We start from the raw sequence: 17,416 nt of genomic DNA, 5'->3' as shown, positions 1-17,416 counted from the left end.
GACCGTATCCGGCTGAAATTAAAGGGCTTGAGCCCGGTAAAGTACCGGGAGCAGGTCGCGCTGGCCGCCTAGCCCCCCACCCGTCCAACTTCAGGGGGTCACTTCACCATGGGGGCTCGATGGCGCCATCCATGGCGCCAACGGTCCTGCCTGCCCACCCCGACCCGCCTCTTCGTGCATTGCGTCGGCGGACGGCAAGAGCGGTGTTGTTGTCGGGGCGGAATTGGGGGTCAGATCCGTTTTCCTGCGGAAAACGGATCTGACCCCACGAACGGTGCAGCTGTTGCTCTTGCTCTTCTTTCTTCAATCCGGGGTGGACGCGCGGGAAACTGTCCGTGGCCGGGCGGGTGGGTTGCGCAGGGGTGTCCGCGGAATGGATGCCGCGGCCAAGCCCCCATGGATGGGTTTACGGCGTCCCCTGCGCAATCCACCCGCCCGGCCCACCCACAAAATCCCAGCACAGAGCGCATCCACCCCGAGGGGCTTCGCCGTTGGCTGTTGACCCCGGAACCCTGGAAACGAAAACGCCCTGGCACGAGGCCAGGGCGTCTTCGAAGCCTGCGGCAGCAGGACTCAGAACTCCTGCCAGTCTCCGTCCGCCAGTTCGGCAGCCATCGGGCGGCCACCGGTGCTGCGGCGTGCCAGCGGTGCGACCGGTGCGGCCGGTGCCGGTGCCGGTGCCGGTGCGGCAGCGCGCGGGGCCGGGGCGCGCGGGGCGACGACGGTCTCGGCTTCGTCCACCACGAAGATCGACACGGCCTCGCTCAGGTGGCCTGCCTGTTCTTCCATCGCACGGGCGGCAGCGGTGGCTTCTTCCACCAGCGCGGCGTTCTGCTGGGTGGTTTCGTCCATCTGCACCACGGTCTGGTTGACCTGCTCGATGCCGGCCGACTGTTCCTGCGACGCGGCGGAGATCTCGGCCATGATGTCGGTGACGCGCTGCACCGAGGCGACGATCTCGCCCATGGTCGCGCCAGCCTTGTGCACCAGTGCCGAGCCGTCATTGACCTTGCCGACGGAGTCGTCGATGAGGCCCTTGATCTCCTTCGCGGCCGCGGCGGAGCGCTGGGCGAGGGTGCGGACCTCGCTGGCGACCACGGCGAAGCCGCGGCCCTGCTCGCCGGCACGCGCGGCTTCGACGGCGGCATTCAGCGCCAGGATGTTGGTCTGGAAGGCGATGCCGTCGATGACGCTGATGATCTCGGCGATCTTCTTCGAGGAGGCTTCGATGGCCGACATGGTGGTGACTACCTGGCCGACCACGTCGCCGCCCTGGGAGGCGACGCCGTGTGCACCGATGGCCAGCTGGTTGGCCTGGCGGGCGTGCTCGGCGTTCTGGCGAACGGTCGAGGTCAGCTCTTCCATCGAGGCTGCGGTTTCTTCCAGGTTGGCGGCCTGCTGTTCGGTGCGGCGCGACAGGTCGCTGTTGCCCGAAGCGATTTCGCCGGCGGCCGAGCTGATCGCGCGGCTGGACTGCTTGATGCGGGTAACGATCTCGCTCAGCTGCGCGGCGGTGGCGTTGGCATCGTCACGCATGCGGGCGAATACGCCCTGGTAGTCGCCGTGCATGCGCACGGTGAGGTCACCCTGCGACAGGGCGGCCAGCAGGCCGGAGATCTGTTCGATGCTGCCGGCGTTGGCGTCCAGCAGGCCGTTGATCTGCTGGGCCAGCTGCAGGAAGAAGCCTTCCTTGCCGGTGGCGTCGATGCGGCCGGACAGGTCGCCAGCGGCGGCCTGGGCAATCACGCGGGCCACTTCGGCTTCCACCTGCGCTTCCTGGGTGCGGTCGCGCCATTCCACCACGTAGCCGACGGTGTCACCGGCTTCGTTGCGGATGGTCGATGCCACCTGGGCGAACTGCGCATCGCCGTACTGCATCGGGCGGCGGGCGACGCCATGGGCCTTCAGGTTGGCCACCAGGGTGGCATCCATTTCGCCGCGGTGTTCCAGCACGGTCACCGGCTTGCCGACCAGCGACGCCTGGACGTCGAAGTCCGGCAGGTCGCGGCGCACGTCGTCCTGGTACTGGGCCAGGGTCTGCTGCAGCGCGCGGTTGCTGTAGACGATGGTGTTGTTCGGGTCGGTCAGGTACACGCCGGTGGAGCTGTAGTCCAGGGCGGTACGGATGCGCAGGTTCTCGCGGGCGATGGCGGCGTCGGTCTCGATGCGCTCGCGCAGGTCGCGCTGCATGCGCTGCATGGCTTGCATCAGCTCGCCCACTTCGTCCTGGCGGCTGACATCGATGTGGCCGTCCAGCTTGCCACCGGCGACGTCGTTGGCGACCGAGACGGCGCCACGCACGCTGCCGACCAGGGCACGGGCGAACAGCCACACCAGCACCAGGCCCAGCGCGGCGCCGCCGAACAGGGCGATCACCATCAGCGTGGCCGATGCGGAATAGGTGGAGGAGGCCTCGTCACGCGCGGCGCGGGACAGGCGGTTGTCTTCGGCGATCAGCGACTCGAGCGAGGCGGTGGCCTTGCGGTGCTTGGTGCGGGTCTCGCCGACGAAGGTATCGATGGCGTCGTCGGGCAGCTCCAGTTCCAGCATCTCGTTGACGCTGTCGTAGGAGGCAACGGCGTCCTTCCAGTCCTTGGCGAAGGTGTCGAACAGCTTCTTCTGCTGCGGGTTGTCGATCAGGGTCGGATACTCCTTGATCGCCTTGTCCAGGTTGGTGCGCAGTTCGGCGACGCGGGCATGGGCATCAGCCTTGACCTCGGCGCTGGCGCGGACCAGCTGCTGGTACTCGGAGTTGCGGATCTCGCCGATCATGCCGCGCATCTCGCCGGCCATGCGGATGCTTTCCATCCGCGAGCCCGCCAGCTCGGTGGTCACGTTGTTCAGCGAATGCAGGCCACGATAGGCGACGATGCCCTGCAGCAGCATCACCAGCAGGATGACGCCGAACGTCAACAGCAGTTTCGGCATCAGTTTGAGGTTGTTGATCCACGGCATGGGCGTTGCGATCTCCTAAGGCAGACGCGCCCGGGCGTCTTGCCCGGTTGCAGCAGACCACGCCGGCGAGTGGCCGGCGTGGTGATGGACAGCGGATTACTTGATGTTGGCCAGCTTCAGGCTTGCCGGCGAGCTGACTTCGATTTCAGCGCGCGAGGCGTCGCGCTGGATCTTGCCCAGCACGCACACGGTCTTGCCTTCCAGGCTTTCCAGCGGGAAGTTGAACTTGCTGCGGTTCTCGCCGGCGATGCGGGCCGAGAAGGTGTGGCGCGGGAAGGCGCCGCCCATGTACAGGAAGGTCGGCTGGCCTTCGGAACCTTCGGCGAAGCGCGCCTTTTCGACCTTGCCGCAGACCATGCCGTCCTTGCCGACCGCGCGCGGGGCCATTTCCGGCGGGATCATGTCGGCCGACTGTGCGAAAGCGGAAGACGCGGTGGTGGCCAGGACGGCGGCCGAAACGAACGCAAGCAGGGACTTCATCGGGGTGTTTCTCCGGGGATTGTGATGGTCGATCCGGTCCTGCGCGCTCCTGCGCGACCGGGTTCCTGTCCCCCTATCGGCATCGCCGCGGGGAACTGAAGGGTTCGGTTACAGAAACGTGAGGGAAGTCCGCCTGCTCAGGCCGCAGCGTCTTCGACCAGGCTGGCCTGGCCCATGTCGGCGCTGTCCAGCAGGGTTTCGATGTCCAGCAGGATCAGCATGCGGTCGTCGTGGGTGCCGATGCCGGAAATGAAGCGGGTATCGACGGCGGCGCCGAATTCCGGGGTGGGGCGGATCTGTTCGCCCGACAGCGGGATCACGTCAGAGACGCTGTCCACGACGATGCCGACCACGCGGTCTTCCACATTCAGCACGATCATCACGGTGAAGGCGTCGTAGGTCGCGTTTTCCAGGCGCAGCTTCAGGCGCAGGTCGATGACCGGGACGATGGTGCCGCGCAGGTTGATGACGCCCTTGATGTAGTCCGGTGCGTCCGGCACGCGGGTGACCGCGTCGTAGCCGCGGATTTCCTGCACCTTGAGGATGTCCACGCCGTAGTGCTCGGCGCCGAGGGTGAAGCTGAGGAATTCGCCACCGGCGCTGGCGGTGGAGCTGGTCTTGTCGTTCATCGAGGGTCCTGGTCTGCCGGAAGTCCCGGTGTCAGGCTCGATATCGGCCCCTTTGGGAGGGACTTTAGGTGGACCCTCCACGCATGGCGTGGATCTACTGGGGTGGGCCATCCACGCATGGCGTGGATCTACCGGGGTGGGCCATCCACGCATGGCGTGGATCTACCGGTTGCGTCACGCATGGCGTGGATCTACCGGTTGCGTTCCGCGTGGCGTGGAAACACCGGTAGCGCCGGGCCATGCCCGGCGTCGCGGGGCGGCCCGCCGGGCATGGCCCGGCGCTACCGTGCAAGGTAGCCCTTACATCTCGCCGTTCTGGCGTGCCTTGCGCTGGCGGTCGACGCGGAAGATGTAGCGCTGGATGGCGCTGTCACCGCCGCGTGGCAGGTCGTCGAAACGCATGCCGATGCGCTTGACCTCGATGCCGTTGGGCTGCCGCTGCGGCAGCATGTTGCAGACCACCAGGGTGATCTGCAGGTCCGGGCCGTCGGGCATCGAGAGCACGGCGTTGTAGCGCTTCTGCAGGCTGAATACCGCGCAGTCGTTGGGCACGGTGACCGCCAGGCCGCCGCCGCTGATGTCCACCACGCGCATGGACAGCGCATCGCTGCCCACTTCACCGGCAGGCAGGCTCAGCTGCGGCGAGTCGGTGATGGGGGTTTCCAGCCGGTACAGCTCGCGCCGCTGCAGGTGCACCAGCTCTTCGGGCAGCGGGGCGCGGAAGGCCACGTGGCCATCGTTGTCCACGCGCTGCAGGTCGTGCAGGCGGAAGCGCACCAGTACCCGCTCCAGCTGGGCGAAGCACAGCAGGTGGTCGGCCTGTTCGGCGGCGCGGTTGGAGGCCTCCTGGGGGCTGCCATCCAGCAGCAGGAAGTCGTCGTCCTCGTCCAGCTCGAGCAGGGCGGTGGGGAAGGATCGATCGCGACCGTCGACATGGGCGTTGATCAGCGAGCGCTGGTCGATCAGCGAACGCAGCAGCTGGCGCAGCTGGCGGGGATTGCGCACCAGGAAGCGTTCGTCGGCGGCGTCGGCCGCGTGGGCATCGTGCAGGTCGGTGTCGTGGCCGTCGGACATGGAATCTTGGTTCTGGGGCGGGGGCCGACACGCGCTGGCGCGTGGCTTGAAAGAGGTATCGGCCGGGGGCGGCAATTATGAAGTGTGAAATTCATCACTCTACACGGGTGGGGTCAGATCCCTTTCCGGTCAGGAAAGGGCTCTGACCCCTTGGCGATCTCGCGCACGCGCCGCATCACGGCGGGATCGCCGTGGCCGTCGTCCAGGTGGAAACGCGCCACGGCCTCGGCCAGCAGCCCGGCCTGTTGGGCCATGCCGTGCGTGGCATGGGTCGAATCCTCCACCAGCGCGGCGTTCTGCCGGGTGGAGGCATCCATCTGCGCGATGCTCTGGTTGACCTGCTCGATGCCGGCACTCTGTTCCTGCGAGGCGGCGGAAATCTCGCCCATGATCTGGTTGACCTGCTGCACGGCCTGCACGATCTGCCCCATGGTGCCGCCCGCCCGGTCGACCAGGCGGGCGCCCTCGGTGACCTTGCCGACCGAATCGTCGATCAGGCCCTTGATCTCCTTGGCCGCGGCCGCCGAACGCTGCGCCAGCGTGCGTACTTCGCTGGCAACCACGGCGAAACCGCGGCCCTGCTCGCCGGCACGTGCGGCCTCGACGGCGGCGTTCAGCGCCAGGATGTTGGTCTGGAACGCGATGCCGTCGATGACGCTGACGATCTCGGCAATCTTCTTCGAGGATGCCTGGATGGCCGACATGGTGGTGACCACCTGGCCGACCACGGCGCCGCCTTCGCCAGCCACGTCGGCCGCACCGCTGGCCAGCTGGTTGGCCTGGCGCGCATGTTCGGCGTTCTGGCGCACGGTGGCAGTCAGTTCCTCCATGGTCGCGGCGGTTTCTTCCAGACTGGCGGCCTGCTGTTCGGTGCGGTCGGCCAGGTGGCCATTGCCGCGCGACAGGCCGTCGGCGCTGGCGGTGAGCGTGGTCGAGGCGGACTGGATGCTGCCCACGATGGCCGTGAGCTGGGCGACGGTGGTGTTGGCATCGTCGCGGATGCGGGCGTATACGCCCTGGAAATCACCCTGCATGTGCGCGGTCAGGTCGCCGCGTGACAGCGACGACAGCAGCTGGGAGATCTGATCGAGGCTGGATGCGCTGGCGTCGAGCAGGCTGTTGAGGCGCTCGGCCAGCTGCAGGAAGAAGCCTTCCTTGCCGGCGGTGACGACGCGGCCGCTGAAGTCGCCCAGAGAGGCGGCCTCGACGATCTCGCCCAGTTCTTCTTCCACCTGCAGTTCGACGGTGCGGTCGGCCCATTCCACCACGAAGCCGTGGCGCTGGCCGGCGCCGTCGATGATCGGGTTGACGATCAGGCGCATGCTGCGGCCGCCGACCCGGATCTGTGCCCGGTACGTGCCGGTGAGGCCGTCGAGCAGCTGGGCCTGGTGGGCGGGGTTGCGGTGGAAGATGTCGATGCTGCGGCCGAGCAGGTCGGCGGCACTGAACTGCGGCAGGTCGCGGCGCAGGTCGGCTTCGGCGGCGGCCAGCATTTTCTGCAGGGGCCGGTTGACGAAGACGATGGTGCGCTCGCGGTCGGCAATCATGACGTTGGTGGTGACATCGTCGAGCGCGGTGCGGATGCGCAGCGATTCACTGCTGGCGGCCTGTTCGCGGGCGCGCCGCTGCAGCAGCTGGTTGCCGGTATGCACCAGCGCGGCGGCCAGCGAATCACGCGGGAACTGCGCGGACTGCAGGCTGTCGGGCAGCGGCCGGTCTTCGGCCAGGCCGTGTGCCAGCTGGGCCAGCTGCTGCGGGTCGTGGCCGAGCAGCAGCAGCTGCCGGCGCATCTGTACCGCCATCACCGACAGCAGGCCTGCTTCCATCACCACGTACAGCGCATGCAGCGCCAGCACGCCCAGGCCGCTGCCGGTGGCAAACACCGGGTAGGGCAGGCCACGCACCTGCAGCGCGTAGAACAGCACGTGGTGCACGGCGATGGCGGCGGCGGCCACCACGATCGGCAGCCAGTCGCGGTAGTACAGCAGCAGGGCGATCAGCACGATGACCGTGAAGTGGGTTTCCAGCTGCCCGTGGGTCTGGTGGATGAGCGTGGCCGACAACACCATCCAGGCCAGCGCAACGGTGCAGCGGCTGAGGCGGGTGCCCGGCAGGCCGTGCACCTGCAGCGCGGTGACCAGCAGCGTCGGCAGCGACACCGCCAACCACGGGGTCCACTGCCCACTGCGCAGGGCCAGGCCCAGCGAAACCAGCACCAGTGCGGCGGTGACTGCCAGGAACAGGCGATCGGCGCTGGCCGACATGGCGCGCAGGAACGGCGGGGTTTCGTGACCGCCCGGTGGCGTGGGGCGCGGGGTCGATGCGTGCATGCACTACTCCTTGAGGCATGGGCATGGGTTGGAAAGGATGAGCGGCGCCTGCGGTCCGCGCAGGAGCTGGCCGACCAGTGCGGTGGCAGCCAGCGGGCCGCGGGTGCAGCCTGGCCCGAGCAGGGCCGGGCCGGCGTAGACCAGGCGCTGGTCGTGCAGGACCAGCCAGTCGAAGGGCAGGGCGAGGGTACTGTTGCGCGTGGCCACACCCAGTGGCGGGGCAGTACTGGCAGCGCACGGGCAATGGCCGGGCTGGCGCAGCAGCAGGGGATGGTCGCGGCTGGCGGCGAGCAGGGAGGGCGGAACCTGCGCCAGCAGCTGCGCGGGATTCCAGTCGCTGGCCACGGGCATGGCGGTGCGGGCGCCTTGCAGCCACAGCACGGGAAGGGTCCAGCCCAGCCATGCGGCCAACAGCAGCATGCCGGCCAGGGCCGACCAGCGCGGGGCTGGGCTCGGAGGGGAGTCGGCGCTGGCGGGCATCATCGGGCCTGCTCGGGGGGCGTTCTCCGATAGCGGCGCGACGGCGTGAAGCTGAAGGGGAAATAAATAAATGCGTCATGCGCGGATGGGTTCGTTGGATGAACCCATCCACGCACGGCGTGGACCTACATCAAGCGTGGCCCTGGCTCAGAACTCCTGCCAGTCACCTTCACCGGCCAGTGCCGGCTGCGCCACCGGCTTGCGGACCCGCGACGGGGCCTGGCTGGCCACCGGAGCCGGCTTGCGTGCGGCAGGCATTGCGGCGACGGGGCGCGGCGCGACGGGGCTCAGGCCCGGGGTGGCCAGGCGGAAGCGGGCCACGGCCTCGCCCAGCTGCGCGGCCTGGTCTTCCATGGCACGCGCGGCGGCGGTGGCTTCTTCCACCAGCGCGGCGTTCTGCTGGGTGGTTTCGTCCATCTGCACGACCGTCTGGTTGACCTGCTCGATGCCCGCGCTCTGCTCCTGCGAGGCGGCGGAAATCTCGGCCATGATGTCGGTGACGCGTTGCACCGAGGCGACGATTTCGCCCATCGTGCTGCCGGCCTGATGCACCAGGCTGGAGCCTTCGGCGACCTTGCCGACCGAATCGTCGATCAGGCCCTTGATTTCCTTTGCGGCAGCTGCGGAGCGCTGCGCGAGGGTGCGAACTTCGCTGGCGACCACGGCGAAACCACGGCCCTGCTCTCCGGCACGCGCGGCTTCCACGGCGGCATTCAGTGCCAGGATGTTGGTCTGGAAGGCGATGCCGTCGATGACGCTGATGATCTCGGCGATCTTCTTCGACGAGGCTTCGATGGCCGACATGGTGGTGACCACCTGGCCGACCACGGCGCCACCCTGCGAGGCGACGCCGTGCGCGCCGATGGCCAGCTGGTTGGCCTGGCGCGCATGTTCGGCGTTCTGCTTCACGGTGGAGGTCAGTTCCTCCATCGAAGCGGCGGTTTCCTCCAGGTTCGCGGCCTGCTGTTCGGTGCGGCGCGACAGGTCGCTGTTGCCCGAGGCGATCTCGCCGGCGGCCAGGGTGATGCTGCCGGCGCTGGCCTGGATCTGGCCGACGATCTGGGTCAGCTGGGCGACGGTGGTGTTGGCATCGTCGCGCATGCGGGCGAAGACACCGTGGAACTGGCCGTCCATGCGCGCGGTCAGGTCGCCATCGGCAATGGCCTGCAGCAGCTGCGAGAGCTGGCCCAGGTTGCCATCGGCCACCTGCATCATCGAGTTCAGCTGTTCGATCATCACCTTGAAGTCATGGTCGAAGCGATCGGCGTCGCCGCGCTGGCTGAAGTCACCGGCGGCAGCGGCGCTGGCCAGGTGCTGGATCTGCGTGTTGATGGCCAGCAGGCTGGCCTTGGCGGCATCCATCGCCTCGTGCAGGAAGGCACGGGTGCCCGGCAGGCGCTGTGCATCCTGGGTCAGGTTGCCGGCGGCGTACTGGTTCAGTACGTCGATGGCAGCGCGGATCGAATCGAGGTGTTCGAAGATGACAGTGTTGATGCCGCCGGCCAGCTGGCCGTAGACGCCGGGGAAATCCTCGGGGATGCGATGGCTGATGTCCGGGCCGGCATGCATCTGCGCCATCAGCTGGGTCTGCTCGGAGAAGCGGCGCAGCATGGCGGTCATGTCGCTGGTGGCGGTCAGCATGCGGCCGGCTTCGTCCTTGCTGGTGGCCTGGGTGCTGACGCTCAGGTCGCCGCGGGCGACGGCCTGGATGGCGGTCAGTGCCTTGCCGAGCGGAACGGTGACCGCGCGCGAAATGACCACGGCCAGCGCAGCGGCGACCAGCGACAGCAGCACGATGCAGCTGACGACGGCGATGATGCTGTTGCGGTGGGTGGCATTGGCGGCGTCGATCTTGCCCTGCATCTGCGTGCCGAGGAAGGCGCTCAGTGCCTTCAGTTCCTCGAAGGCCTTTCGCCGCGCGGGGCGGGACTGTTCGTCGGAGACCTGCTGGGCCAGCGCGCCGTCGCCGGCGTTGGCGGCTTCGCGCAGCTTGGCGTTGGCGGCGAAGTAGGCGTCCACGCCGGCCTTCACCGGCTGGTACAGCGCGCGTTCCTTCTCGCCGGTCGGCAGGGCGGCGTAGGCGGCCAGCTCCTTGTGCACGATGACGGCGGTGTCGTCCATGCGCTTGTTGTAGTCGGCCACCTTTTCCGGCTGGTCCAGCATGGTCAGCAGGGCCATCTCGTAGGTGCGGAACTCGCCGAGCTGCGAACGCACTTCGCCCAGATGCTGCACCGAGGGAATGTCGTTGCTGGCCATGCTGCCCAGCTGGGTGTTGGCTTCGCTGAGGCGGACCAGGGCGAACAGCCCCAGGACCAGGGTCATCAGCGTTGTCAGGGTGAACCCCACGGCCAGCTTGCGGGCGATGGGCAGATCGTGGAACCACTTCATGCAGGGTGCTCCAGGTGGGCAGAGGGAAACGGTCGTGCCGGTGGGGGTTCGGTGATTGCCGTCAAAGCCAGATAGCGGCGTGGCCTGCACGGACTTTATGGATGGATGTCACATTCGTGTGCGTAGGGTGAAACCGCGCGAAAGCCCTGCAGGGCGGGCGCTTGCACTTGGCGGGGTGGTTGCACGGGAAACTGCCTGCGCGACGGAGATCACATTGTGTGACCCCACACACCGTGCAAACGAAAACCGCCGCCCCTGGGGGGCGGCGGTCCGGAGTACAGCGCGGTGCGGTAGGTCAGGCGGCCTGCGGCACGCGCAGCGAACGCACCAGGCCACCGATGTCGACGATCAGGGCGACGCGGCCGTCGCCAAGGATGGTGGCACCGGACACCCCGCCGATGCGGCGGTAATTGTTCTCGATGTTCTTCACCACCACCTGCTGCTGGCCGACCAGTTCGTCCACTTCCAGTGCGATCTTCTGGCCATCGCCCTCGACCACCACCACCAGCGATTCGCTGTTGGCGCCGCGGGCACCATAGCCGTAGTACTCGCTGAGCGAGAGGATCGGCAGGTACTCGCCGCGCACGCGCAGCACGCGGCCTTCGCCGGCCATGCTGCGGATGTCCTCGGCCTGCGGCTGCAGGGCTTCGAGCACGTAGGCCAGCGGCAGGATCAGGGTTTCGCCGGCCACCGCCACGGTCATGCCGTCGAGGATGGCCAGGGTCAGCGGCAGGCGGATCAGCGTGCGCGTACCACTGCCCAGGCTGCTCTCGATCTGCACCTCGCCACCCAGCGCCTGGATGTTGCGGCGGACCACGTCCATGCCCACGCCCCGGCCGGACAGATCGGTCACGGCATCGGCGGTGGAGAAGCCAGGCTGGAAGATCAGGTCCCAGACCTGCGAATCGGTCGGGTTGTCCGGCACGGCCAGGCCGCGCTCGTGGGCCTTGGCCAGGATCTTGGTGCGGTCCAGGCCGCGACCATCGTCGCTGACTTCGATGACGATGTGGCCGCCCTGGTGCGAGGCCGCCAGGGTGATCGTGCCGGTCTCGTCCTTGCCCGCGCCACGACGCACGTCTGGCATTTCCAGGCCGTGGTCGATGGAGTTGCGGACCAGGTGGACCAGCGGATCGGCGATCTTCTCGATCAGGCCCTTGTCCAGTTCGGTGCCTTCGCCGACGGTGCGCAGGCGAACCTGCTTGCCGAGGCGGGTGGAAAGGTCGCGGACCAGGCGCGGGAAGCGGCGGAACACCGCATCGACCGGCAGCATGCGCACGCCGATCACCGCTTCCTGCAGGTCGCGGGTGTTGCGTTCAAGCTGGTCCAGGCCGGCGAACAGGCTTTCAGCATGCACCGGGTCCAGTGCGTGCGAGACCTGCTTGAGCATGGCCTGGGTGATGACCAGTTCGCCGACCAGGTTGATGAGGGCGTCCACCTTGTCAACGCTGACGCGGATCGAGGTTTCGGCTTCCTGGGCGCCACCGCCATTGGCGGCCGGCGCGGCGGAGGTGGCAGCGGCCACCGGTGCAGCGGGGGTGGAAGGGGCGACAACGGGTGCAGCAGGGGCCTGGGTAGCGAGGCTCGGCGGCGCGGCCGGACGGATGTCCAGTTCGCAGTCATCCAGCACCCAGGCGAACGTATCTTCGATCTTGCTGCGCGGCACCTTGCCGACCAGGCCCAGGTCCCACGCCAGGTGGGCCTCCAGTGGGTCGAGCTGGGCAAAGCCGGGCAGGCGCTCCATGCGCGCGGCCACCTGCAGCGAACCGAGGTGTTCCAGTTCACGGATGATGCGCAGCGGATCGTTGCCGCTCATGAACAGCGACGGCGCAGGGGTGAAGCCGATCTGCCAGGCTTCGGGCGTGTCGTCGACCTTGGCTTCGGCGGCAACCGGGGCGCTGGCGGCGGCCTGGCCGGACAGCACCGCTTCCAGGCGCGCCTTCACCGCAGCAACGGCGGCCGGATCGGCGGCCTGGCCATGTTCGGCTTCGCGCAGCAGGGCGCGCAGCACGTCCACCGAGGACAGCATGGCGTCGACGGCGACCGGTTCCAGCGCGCGCTTGCCGGCCCGCAGCTCATCGAGCAGCGTTTCCAGCACGTGGGTCAGGCCGGCGATCGCATCGAAGCCGAAGGTGCCGGCGCCCCCCTTGATGGAGTGGGCGGCGCGGAACACCGAATTGATGATCTCCGCGTCCTGTTGCCCCGATTCCAGGGCCAGCAGGCCGGCCTCCATCGCGTCGAGGCCTTCGCGGCTCTCCTCGAAGAAGGTGGCGTGGAAGCGTTGCAGGTCCATGCTCATGGCAGAGGCAATCCGGAAACGTGGGGAAGGGGCGGTTCAGGGGTGCGGGGCGATCAGCCCAGCACCTTCTGCACGGTGGCGACCAGCTGTTCGGGGTTGAACGGCTTGACCAGCCAGCCGGTGGCACCGGCGGCCTTGCCTTCGGACTTCTTGTCCGCAGCCGACTCGGTGGTCAGCATCAGCATCGGGGTGAACTTGTAGTCCGGCAGCTGGCGCAGTTCACGGATCAGGCTGATGCCATCCATGTTCGGCATGTTGACGTCGGTGACCACCGCGTTGAAACGCTGGCCCTTGGCGCGACCGAGCGCGACCGCGCCGTCTTCGGCTTCTTCGACGGCAAAACCGGCCGAGGTGAGGGCGAAGGAAACCATCTGGCGCATCGACGCCGAATCGTCCACCACCAAGATACGTGCGCTCATGCAGCGTTCTCCACAGATTTCAGGTTGTCATGGGGTACGTCCAGGCCCAGGGCCTGGGTGACGCCCAACAGGCGGGCGGCGTCACGGAAGGTTGCAGTGCAACCGTGGAAGCCGGTGCCCAGGCCCGCCTCGCGGCGTGCCTGCACGAACGCACACAGCACCTGCACGCTTGCCGTGTGGATGCGACCGACCTGGCTTGCGTCCAGGGTCAGTTCGCCTGCTTCCGCCACGAGGGGCGAAAGGCGGTTCTTGAGCTCGGTGCTGTTCTCGATGCCGAGATCGTCACCCAGTTCGACAGTGCTCATCGTTGCTCCGGACAAACGGTTCCGAGATCCATAACGGCACCCGGCAGGGGTTCTTTAGGGTTGAATCGATTAGTAGATCCACGCCATGCGTGGATGGCGATTACCCCAACAACCGGGTCGCGTCGAGCAGGATCATCGGCCGCTGGCTGATGCGGGCCACGCCCCGGAACAGCTCATTGGAGATCTGGCAGATGCGCGCGGTGTCGGGAGGCTCGATCTGCGAATCGGTGAGGTTGGCCACGTCTTCGACCGCCGATACACGCAGGCCCAGGGTCTCGCCGTTCTCTTCCAGCACCACGATGCGCGTCTGCGCGTCGTCTTCGGCGGTGACCGCGCCCAGGTGGATGCCAAGATCCATCACCGGCACCACCTGGCCACGCAGGTTCATGATGCCGAGCATGGCCGGGGCGGTGCCGCGCAGCGGCAGCAGCGGCACGGGCAGGACCACTTCCTGCACCTTCAGCAGTTCCAGCGCATAGGCCTGGGTGCCACAGCGCAGCCGCAGCCAGCGCGAGGTGCGCTCGGCGGCACGGCGGTTGTGCGGGTTCGCGCCGTGCGGCGGCTGGTGGGCCTGCGCCTGCAGCTCCTGCCAGCTGCCGGGACGGCTGCCGGGTGGCGCGTCGAGGGCGATGCGCGGGGGCGGTGCGACCGCCGCCCGTGCGGCCGGGGCGGGCGCAGGGCGCGGCGCAACCGGCGCGATCGGTGCGGCCACGGCCGGCGCCGGTACCGCCTCGCCTACGGCCGCCGCTTCGAAGGCGGCCTGCAGGGCAGGGCTGTCGGTGTGCGCCAGGCGATGGCTGTCGGCGCCGTCGGTTTCGTAGATGACTTCGTCGGGCAGGTCGTCCCAGGTGGGCTTGGGGGCTGCCGGGTCGGTGGCGGGGTCGGGTGCCGCTGCGCTCGCCGGGCCTGGCCCGGCGCTACCGTTGGCATCGCCTGTTTCGTAGATGACTTCGGCCGGCAGGTCGTCCCAGGTGGGTTCGCGTTCGGGTGCGGCAACGGCGACGGCGACGGCCGCTGCTTCGAATGCGGCTTCGAGCGAGGCGTCATCCACGGATGCGGCAACGGCGGCATCGCCCGTTTCGTAGATGACCTCGGCCGGCAGGTCGTCCCAGGTGGGTTCGCGTTCGGATGCCGCTGCGTTCGCCGGGCATGGCCCGGCGCTACCAGAGAGGGCGTCCACGGAGGCGGCAACGGTGGTGTCGCCGGTTTCGTAGATGACTTCGTCGGGCAGGTCGTCCCAGGTGGGTTCGCGTTCGGGTGCCGCGGCGCTCGCCGGGCCTGGCCCGGCGCTACCCGGGAGGGTGTCCACGGAGGCGGCAACGGTGGTGTCGCCGGTTTCGTAGACGACTTCGGCCGGCAGGTCGTCCCACGTCGGCTCGCGCTCGGGCGCGGCGGCGACCGGGGGTGGTGGTGCGGTCAGGGCGATGGCTTCGCCCAGCAGCTCGTCCAGGTAGTCGTCCAGCACGCCGGGGGTGTTCATGCCGCCTGCTCCAATGCACGCGCGTCTTCGCCGAGGATCCAGTTCAGGGCGCGGCGATAGGCGGCCAGGCCGCGGCCCGGGTAGTCCTCGCCCACGCTGGGCAGGGTCAGGCCGGCGGCGTTGCTGATGCGGGTGTCGATCGGGATCGCGTCTTCCCACACACGGGCGCCGTGGCGGTCCTGCATGGTGCGCAGCGATTCGTTGCCGGCGCGGGTGCGGCGGTCGAACAGGGTCGGCAGGATCGAGATCGGCAGCGGACGGCGGCGCGAGCGCTCGACCATCTCGCCGGTGCGCACCATGCCGTCCAGTCCGTGCAGGGCCAGCGGCTCGGCCTGGGTGGGAATGATCAGGCGGTCGGCCGCAGCCAGTGCGTTGATCATCAGCAGGCCCAGGGTGGGCGCGCAGTCCAGCAGGATGTAGTCATGCTGGCCCTGGTGGCGGGCAAGTGCGTTCTGCAGGGCCAGGCCCAGGCCGGGCTGGTTGGCGCTGCGCCGTTCCAGCGTGGCCAGCGAAGCCTGCGCGCACACGTAGTCCAGGCCGCCGATGCTGCTGGGGTGGCTCAGTGCGGACAGCTCGGCCGGCGGTGCGCCGAACAGTTCCAGCACGCCGGCCGGCGCCGGTTCCACCGGCACGCCGAAGGCGCGGGTAAGCGAGGCGTGCGGATCCAGGTCGATCAACAGCACGCGGTGGCCCTGTGCGGCCAGGCCGCGACCGAGGGCGAGGGTGGTGGTGGTCTTGCCGACTCCACCCTTCTGGTTGGCGACTGCCCAGATGCGCATCGGGTTACTCCTTCATTGCCGGGGGAACGGCGGCGCCGACGCGGCTGCCAGCCGGCACCGGCGGCAACTGCACCGGTGCGTTGGGGGAAACGGGGGTGCTGCGCGGTGCAGTGGCGGCCGTGTCAGTGGCCGCGCTGCCACCGGCGGCGGCGTTCAGGCGTTCGCCCAGCGGGTCGACCGCATGGCTGGTGTCGGCCAGGATGATGACCATCACCCGCCGGTTGCGGTTGCGGCCCTGCGCGCTGTCATTCTCTTCGCGCGGACGGAACTGGCCGTAGCCGACCATGGCCAGCCGCGAGGGCTGCACGCCCTGGTCGGCGAACAGATGCACCACGCTGGCGGCGCGGCCGGCCGACAGTTCCCAGTTGGAGGGGAAGGTGGCGGTGGCAATGGGCACGTTGTCGGTGTGGCCTTCCACGCGCACGCTGTTGGGGACGTCACGCAGCACGTCGGCCAGGCTGGCCAGGGTCTGCCGCGCATGCACGTCCAGCGCGGCCGATCCGGTCGGGAACAGGATGTCGCTGTTGATCTCCACTTCGATCCACAGCTCGGTGCGGCGCACGCTGATCATGCCGCGGTCGATCAGCGGCGACAGCGCGGCAGTCAGGCGGTCGGCGATGCTGCTGAGCTGGCGCTCGGCGCGGGCGATCTGGTCCTGGTTGTGCACCGATACCGGCATGCGCATCTGCGAGGCCATTGCCGGCAGCAGGGTGGGGTCGTGGGTGGGCGCCGGTGCGGACGGGCCGATCCGGGTGCCCGACTTGATGACCGAGGGGCTGTCCCAGCCGCCGCCCTGCACCTGCTTGTTGCCCACCTGCACCGGATTGATGGTGCGCGGTGCGCCACCGAAGGCATCGGTCAGGGCGTCGGCCATGATCCGGTACTTGCCCTCGTTGACCGAGGAAATGGCATACATGACCACGAAGAAGGCGAGCAGCAACGTCATCAGGTCGGCATAGGGAATGGCCCATGCCTCGTGGTTGGCGTGCTCTTCGTGGTGCTTGCGGCGGGCCATGTCAGTGCAGGAAGCCGGTGAGGTTGGTTTCGATGTTGCGCGGGTTTTCGCCCTGGGCGATCAAGATCAGGCCTTCGATGACCATCTCGCGGTCGCGGGTGTTGTGCGCGATCACGCCCTTCAGCTTGGCGGCGATGGGCAGGAACAGCAGGTTGGCCGAGGCGATGCCGTAGATGGTGGCGGTGAACGCGGCGGCGATGCCGTGGCCCAGCTTGCTGGGGTCGGCCAGGTTCTTCATCACCGCGATCAGGCCCAGCACGGCACCGATGATGCCCAGGGTGGGGGCGTAGATGCCCATGGCCTCGAAGACCTTGGCGCCGGCCTGGTCCTGGTGTTCCTGGCTGCTCAGTTCGATTTCCAGCATGTGCCGGATCGATTCGGGCTCCACGCCATCGACCAGCAGCTGCAGGCCCTTGCGCAGGAACGGGTCGCGCTGCGCTTCCACCTGCGACTCCAGGCCCAGCAGGCCCTGGCGGCGGGCGATGTTGCTCCACTCGACGATCTGCTTGATCAGTTCGTGGCGGTCGCTGTGGGGCGGGCGCACGACCCAGCGCACGATCTTGAAGGCGTGCTTGAACACCGCCGGGGCGGTGTGCAGCAGGATCGATGCCACGGTGCCGACGATGACGATCACGAAGGCGGCAGGCGACCACAGCGAAGCCAGGCCGGCGCCCTTCAGGATGCTGCCGCCGACCAGCGAGGCCAGGGCGAGAAAGAGTCCAATGAGGCTGAGTCTATCCATGGGTCCGGTATCGGCTTGTGTGAATGGGACTTGAGACACCGGTA

13 protein-coding genes and 1 pseudogene are annotated in these 17,416 nt (G+C 68.3%); all 14 read right to left on the bottom strand.

The annotated features are described in order from the left end of the window. Positions 1–573 precede the first annotated feature (573 nt). The 14 genes and pseudogenes from QMZ26_RS01305 to QMZ26_RS01240 all read right to left on the bottom strand — a co-directional run bounded on the left by QMZ26_RS01305 (position 574) and on the right by QMZ26_RS01240 (position 17,372). Positions 574–2,955, bottom strand: a complete 2,382-nt coding sequence (locus tag QMZ26_RS01305) for a methyl-accepting chemotaxis protein (RefSeq protein ID WP_283220307.1) — start codon at positions 2,953–2,955, stop codon at positions 574–576. Between the two features lie 96 nt (positions 2,956–3,051). Then, positions 3,052–3,435 carry a hypothetical protein gene (locus tag QMZ26_RS01300; protein ID WP_108759283.1) on the bottom strand — a complete coding sequence of 128 codons (384 nt, stop codon included), beginning with the start codon at positions 3,433–3,435 and terminating at the stop codon, positions 3,052–3,054. A 137-nt stretch (positions 3,436–3,572) separates the two neighbouring features. Next, positions 3,573–4,064, bottom strand: coding sequence for a chemotaxis protein CheW (locus tag QMZ26_RS01295; protein WP_108746636.1), 492 nt, complete (start codon positions 4,062–4,064; stop codon positions 3,573–3,575). A 300-nt stretch (positions 4,065–4,364) separates the two neighbouring features. Continuing rightward, on the bottom strand, positions 4,365–5,138 hold the full coding sequence (locus QMZ26_RS01290) for a flagellar brake protein (RefSeq protein WP_200733350.1): 774 nt from the start codon (positions 5,136–5,138) through the stop codon (positions 4,365–4,367). A gap of 113 nt (positions 5,139–5,251) precedes the next feature. Then, positions 5,252–7,468 carry a methyl-accepting chemotaxis protein gene (locus QMZ26_RS01285; protein ID WP_283220306.1) on the bottom strand — a complete coding sequence of 739 codons (2,217 nt, stop codon included), beginning with the start codon at positions 7,466–7,468 and terminating at the stop codon, positions 5,252–5,254. 3 nt (positions 7,469–7,471) lie between these two features. Continuing rightward, a complete protein-coding gene (locus QMZ26_RS01280; protein WP_283220305.1) occupies positions 7,472–7,948 on the bottom strand; it encodes a hypothetical protein in 477 nt (158 codons plus the stop codon). Positions 7,949–8,095: 147 nt separating this feature from the next. Next, positions 8,096–10,336 carry a methyl-accepting chemotaxis protein gene (locus tag QMZ26_RS01275; protein WP_283220304.1) on the bottom strand — a complete coding sequence of 747 codons (2,241 nt, stop codon included), beginning with the start codon at positions 10,334–10,336 and terminating at the stop codon, positions 8,096–8,098. Between the two features lie 295 nt (positions 10,337–10,631). Continuing rightward, positions 10,632–12,632: a chemotaxis protein CheA gene (locus tag QMZ26_RS01270; RefSeq protein WP_108746640.1), complete on the bottom strand. Its 2,001-nt coding sequence runs from the start codon at positions 12,630–12,632 to the stop codon at positions 10,632–10,634. Positions 12,633–12,685: 53 nt separating this feature from the next. Further along, complete coding sequence (locus QMZ26_RS01265) at positions 12,686–13,051, bottom strand: response regulator (RefSeq protein ID WP_070207889.1); 366 nt, start codon at positions 13,049–13,051, stop codon at positions 12,686–12,688. After that, entirely contained in the window at positions 13,048–13,356 is a 309-nt protein-coding gene (locus QMZ26_RS01260; protein WP_079221799.1) for an STAS domain-containing protein, read from the bottom strand. The genes QMZ26_RS01265 and QMZ26_RS01260 overlap by 4 nt, the downstream gene beginning before the upstream one ends. A gap of 100 nt (positions 13,357–13,456) precedes the next feature. Next, positions 13,457–14,836, bottom strand: a complete 1,380-nt coding sequence (locus QMZ26_RS01255; RefSeq protein ID WP_283220303.1) for a chemotaxis protein CheW — start codon at positions 14,834–14,836, stop codon at positions 13,457–13,459. Then, positions 14,833–15,615 carry a ParA family protein gene (locus tag QMZ26_RS01250; RefSeq protein ID WP_283220302.1) on the bottom strand — a complete coding sequence of 261 codons (783 nt, stop codon included), beginning with the start codon at positions 15,613–15,615 and terminating at the stop codon, positions 14,833–14,835. The genes QMZ26_RS01255 and QMZ26_RS01250 overlap by 4 nt, the downstream gene beginning before the upstream one ends. Before the next feature lie 133 nt (positions 15,616–15,748). Next, positions 15,749–16,630: pseudogene (gene motD / locus QMZ26_RS01245) on the bottom strand (flagellar motor protein MotD); the annotation flags it as partial. A 1-nt stretch (position 16,631) separates the two neighbouring features. After that, entirely contained in the window at positions 16,632–17,372 is a 741-nt protein-coding gene (locus QMZ26_RS01240; RefSeq protein WP_283220301.1) for a flagellar motor protein, read from the bottom strand. Positions 17,373–17,416: the final 44 nt, after the last annotated feature.

It is taken from the genome of Stenotrophomonas sp. PFBMAA-4 (genome assembly GCF_030053215.1).
Classification (GTDB): domain Bacteria; phylum Pseudomonadota; class Gammaproteobacteria; order Xanthomonadales; family Xanthomonadaceae; genus Stenotrophomonas.
This window is presented reverse-complemented; position numbering and strand designations above follow the sequence as displayed.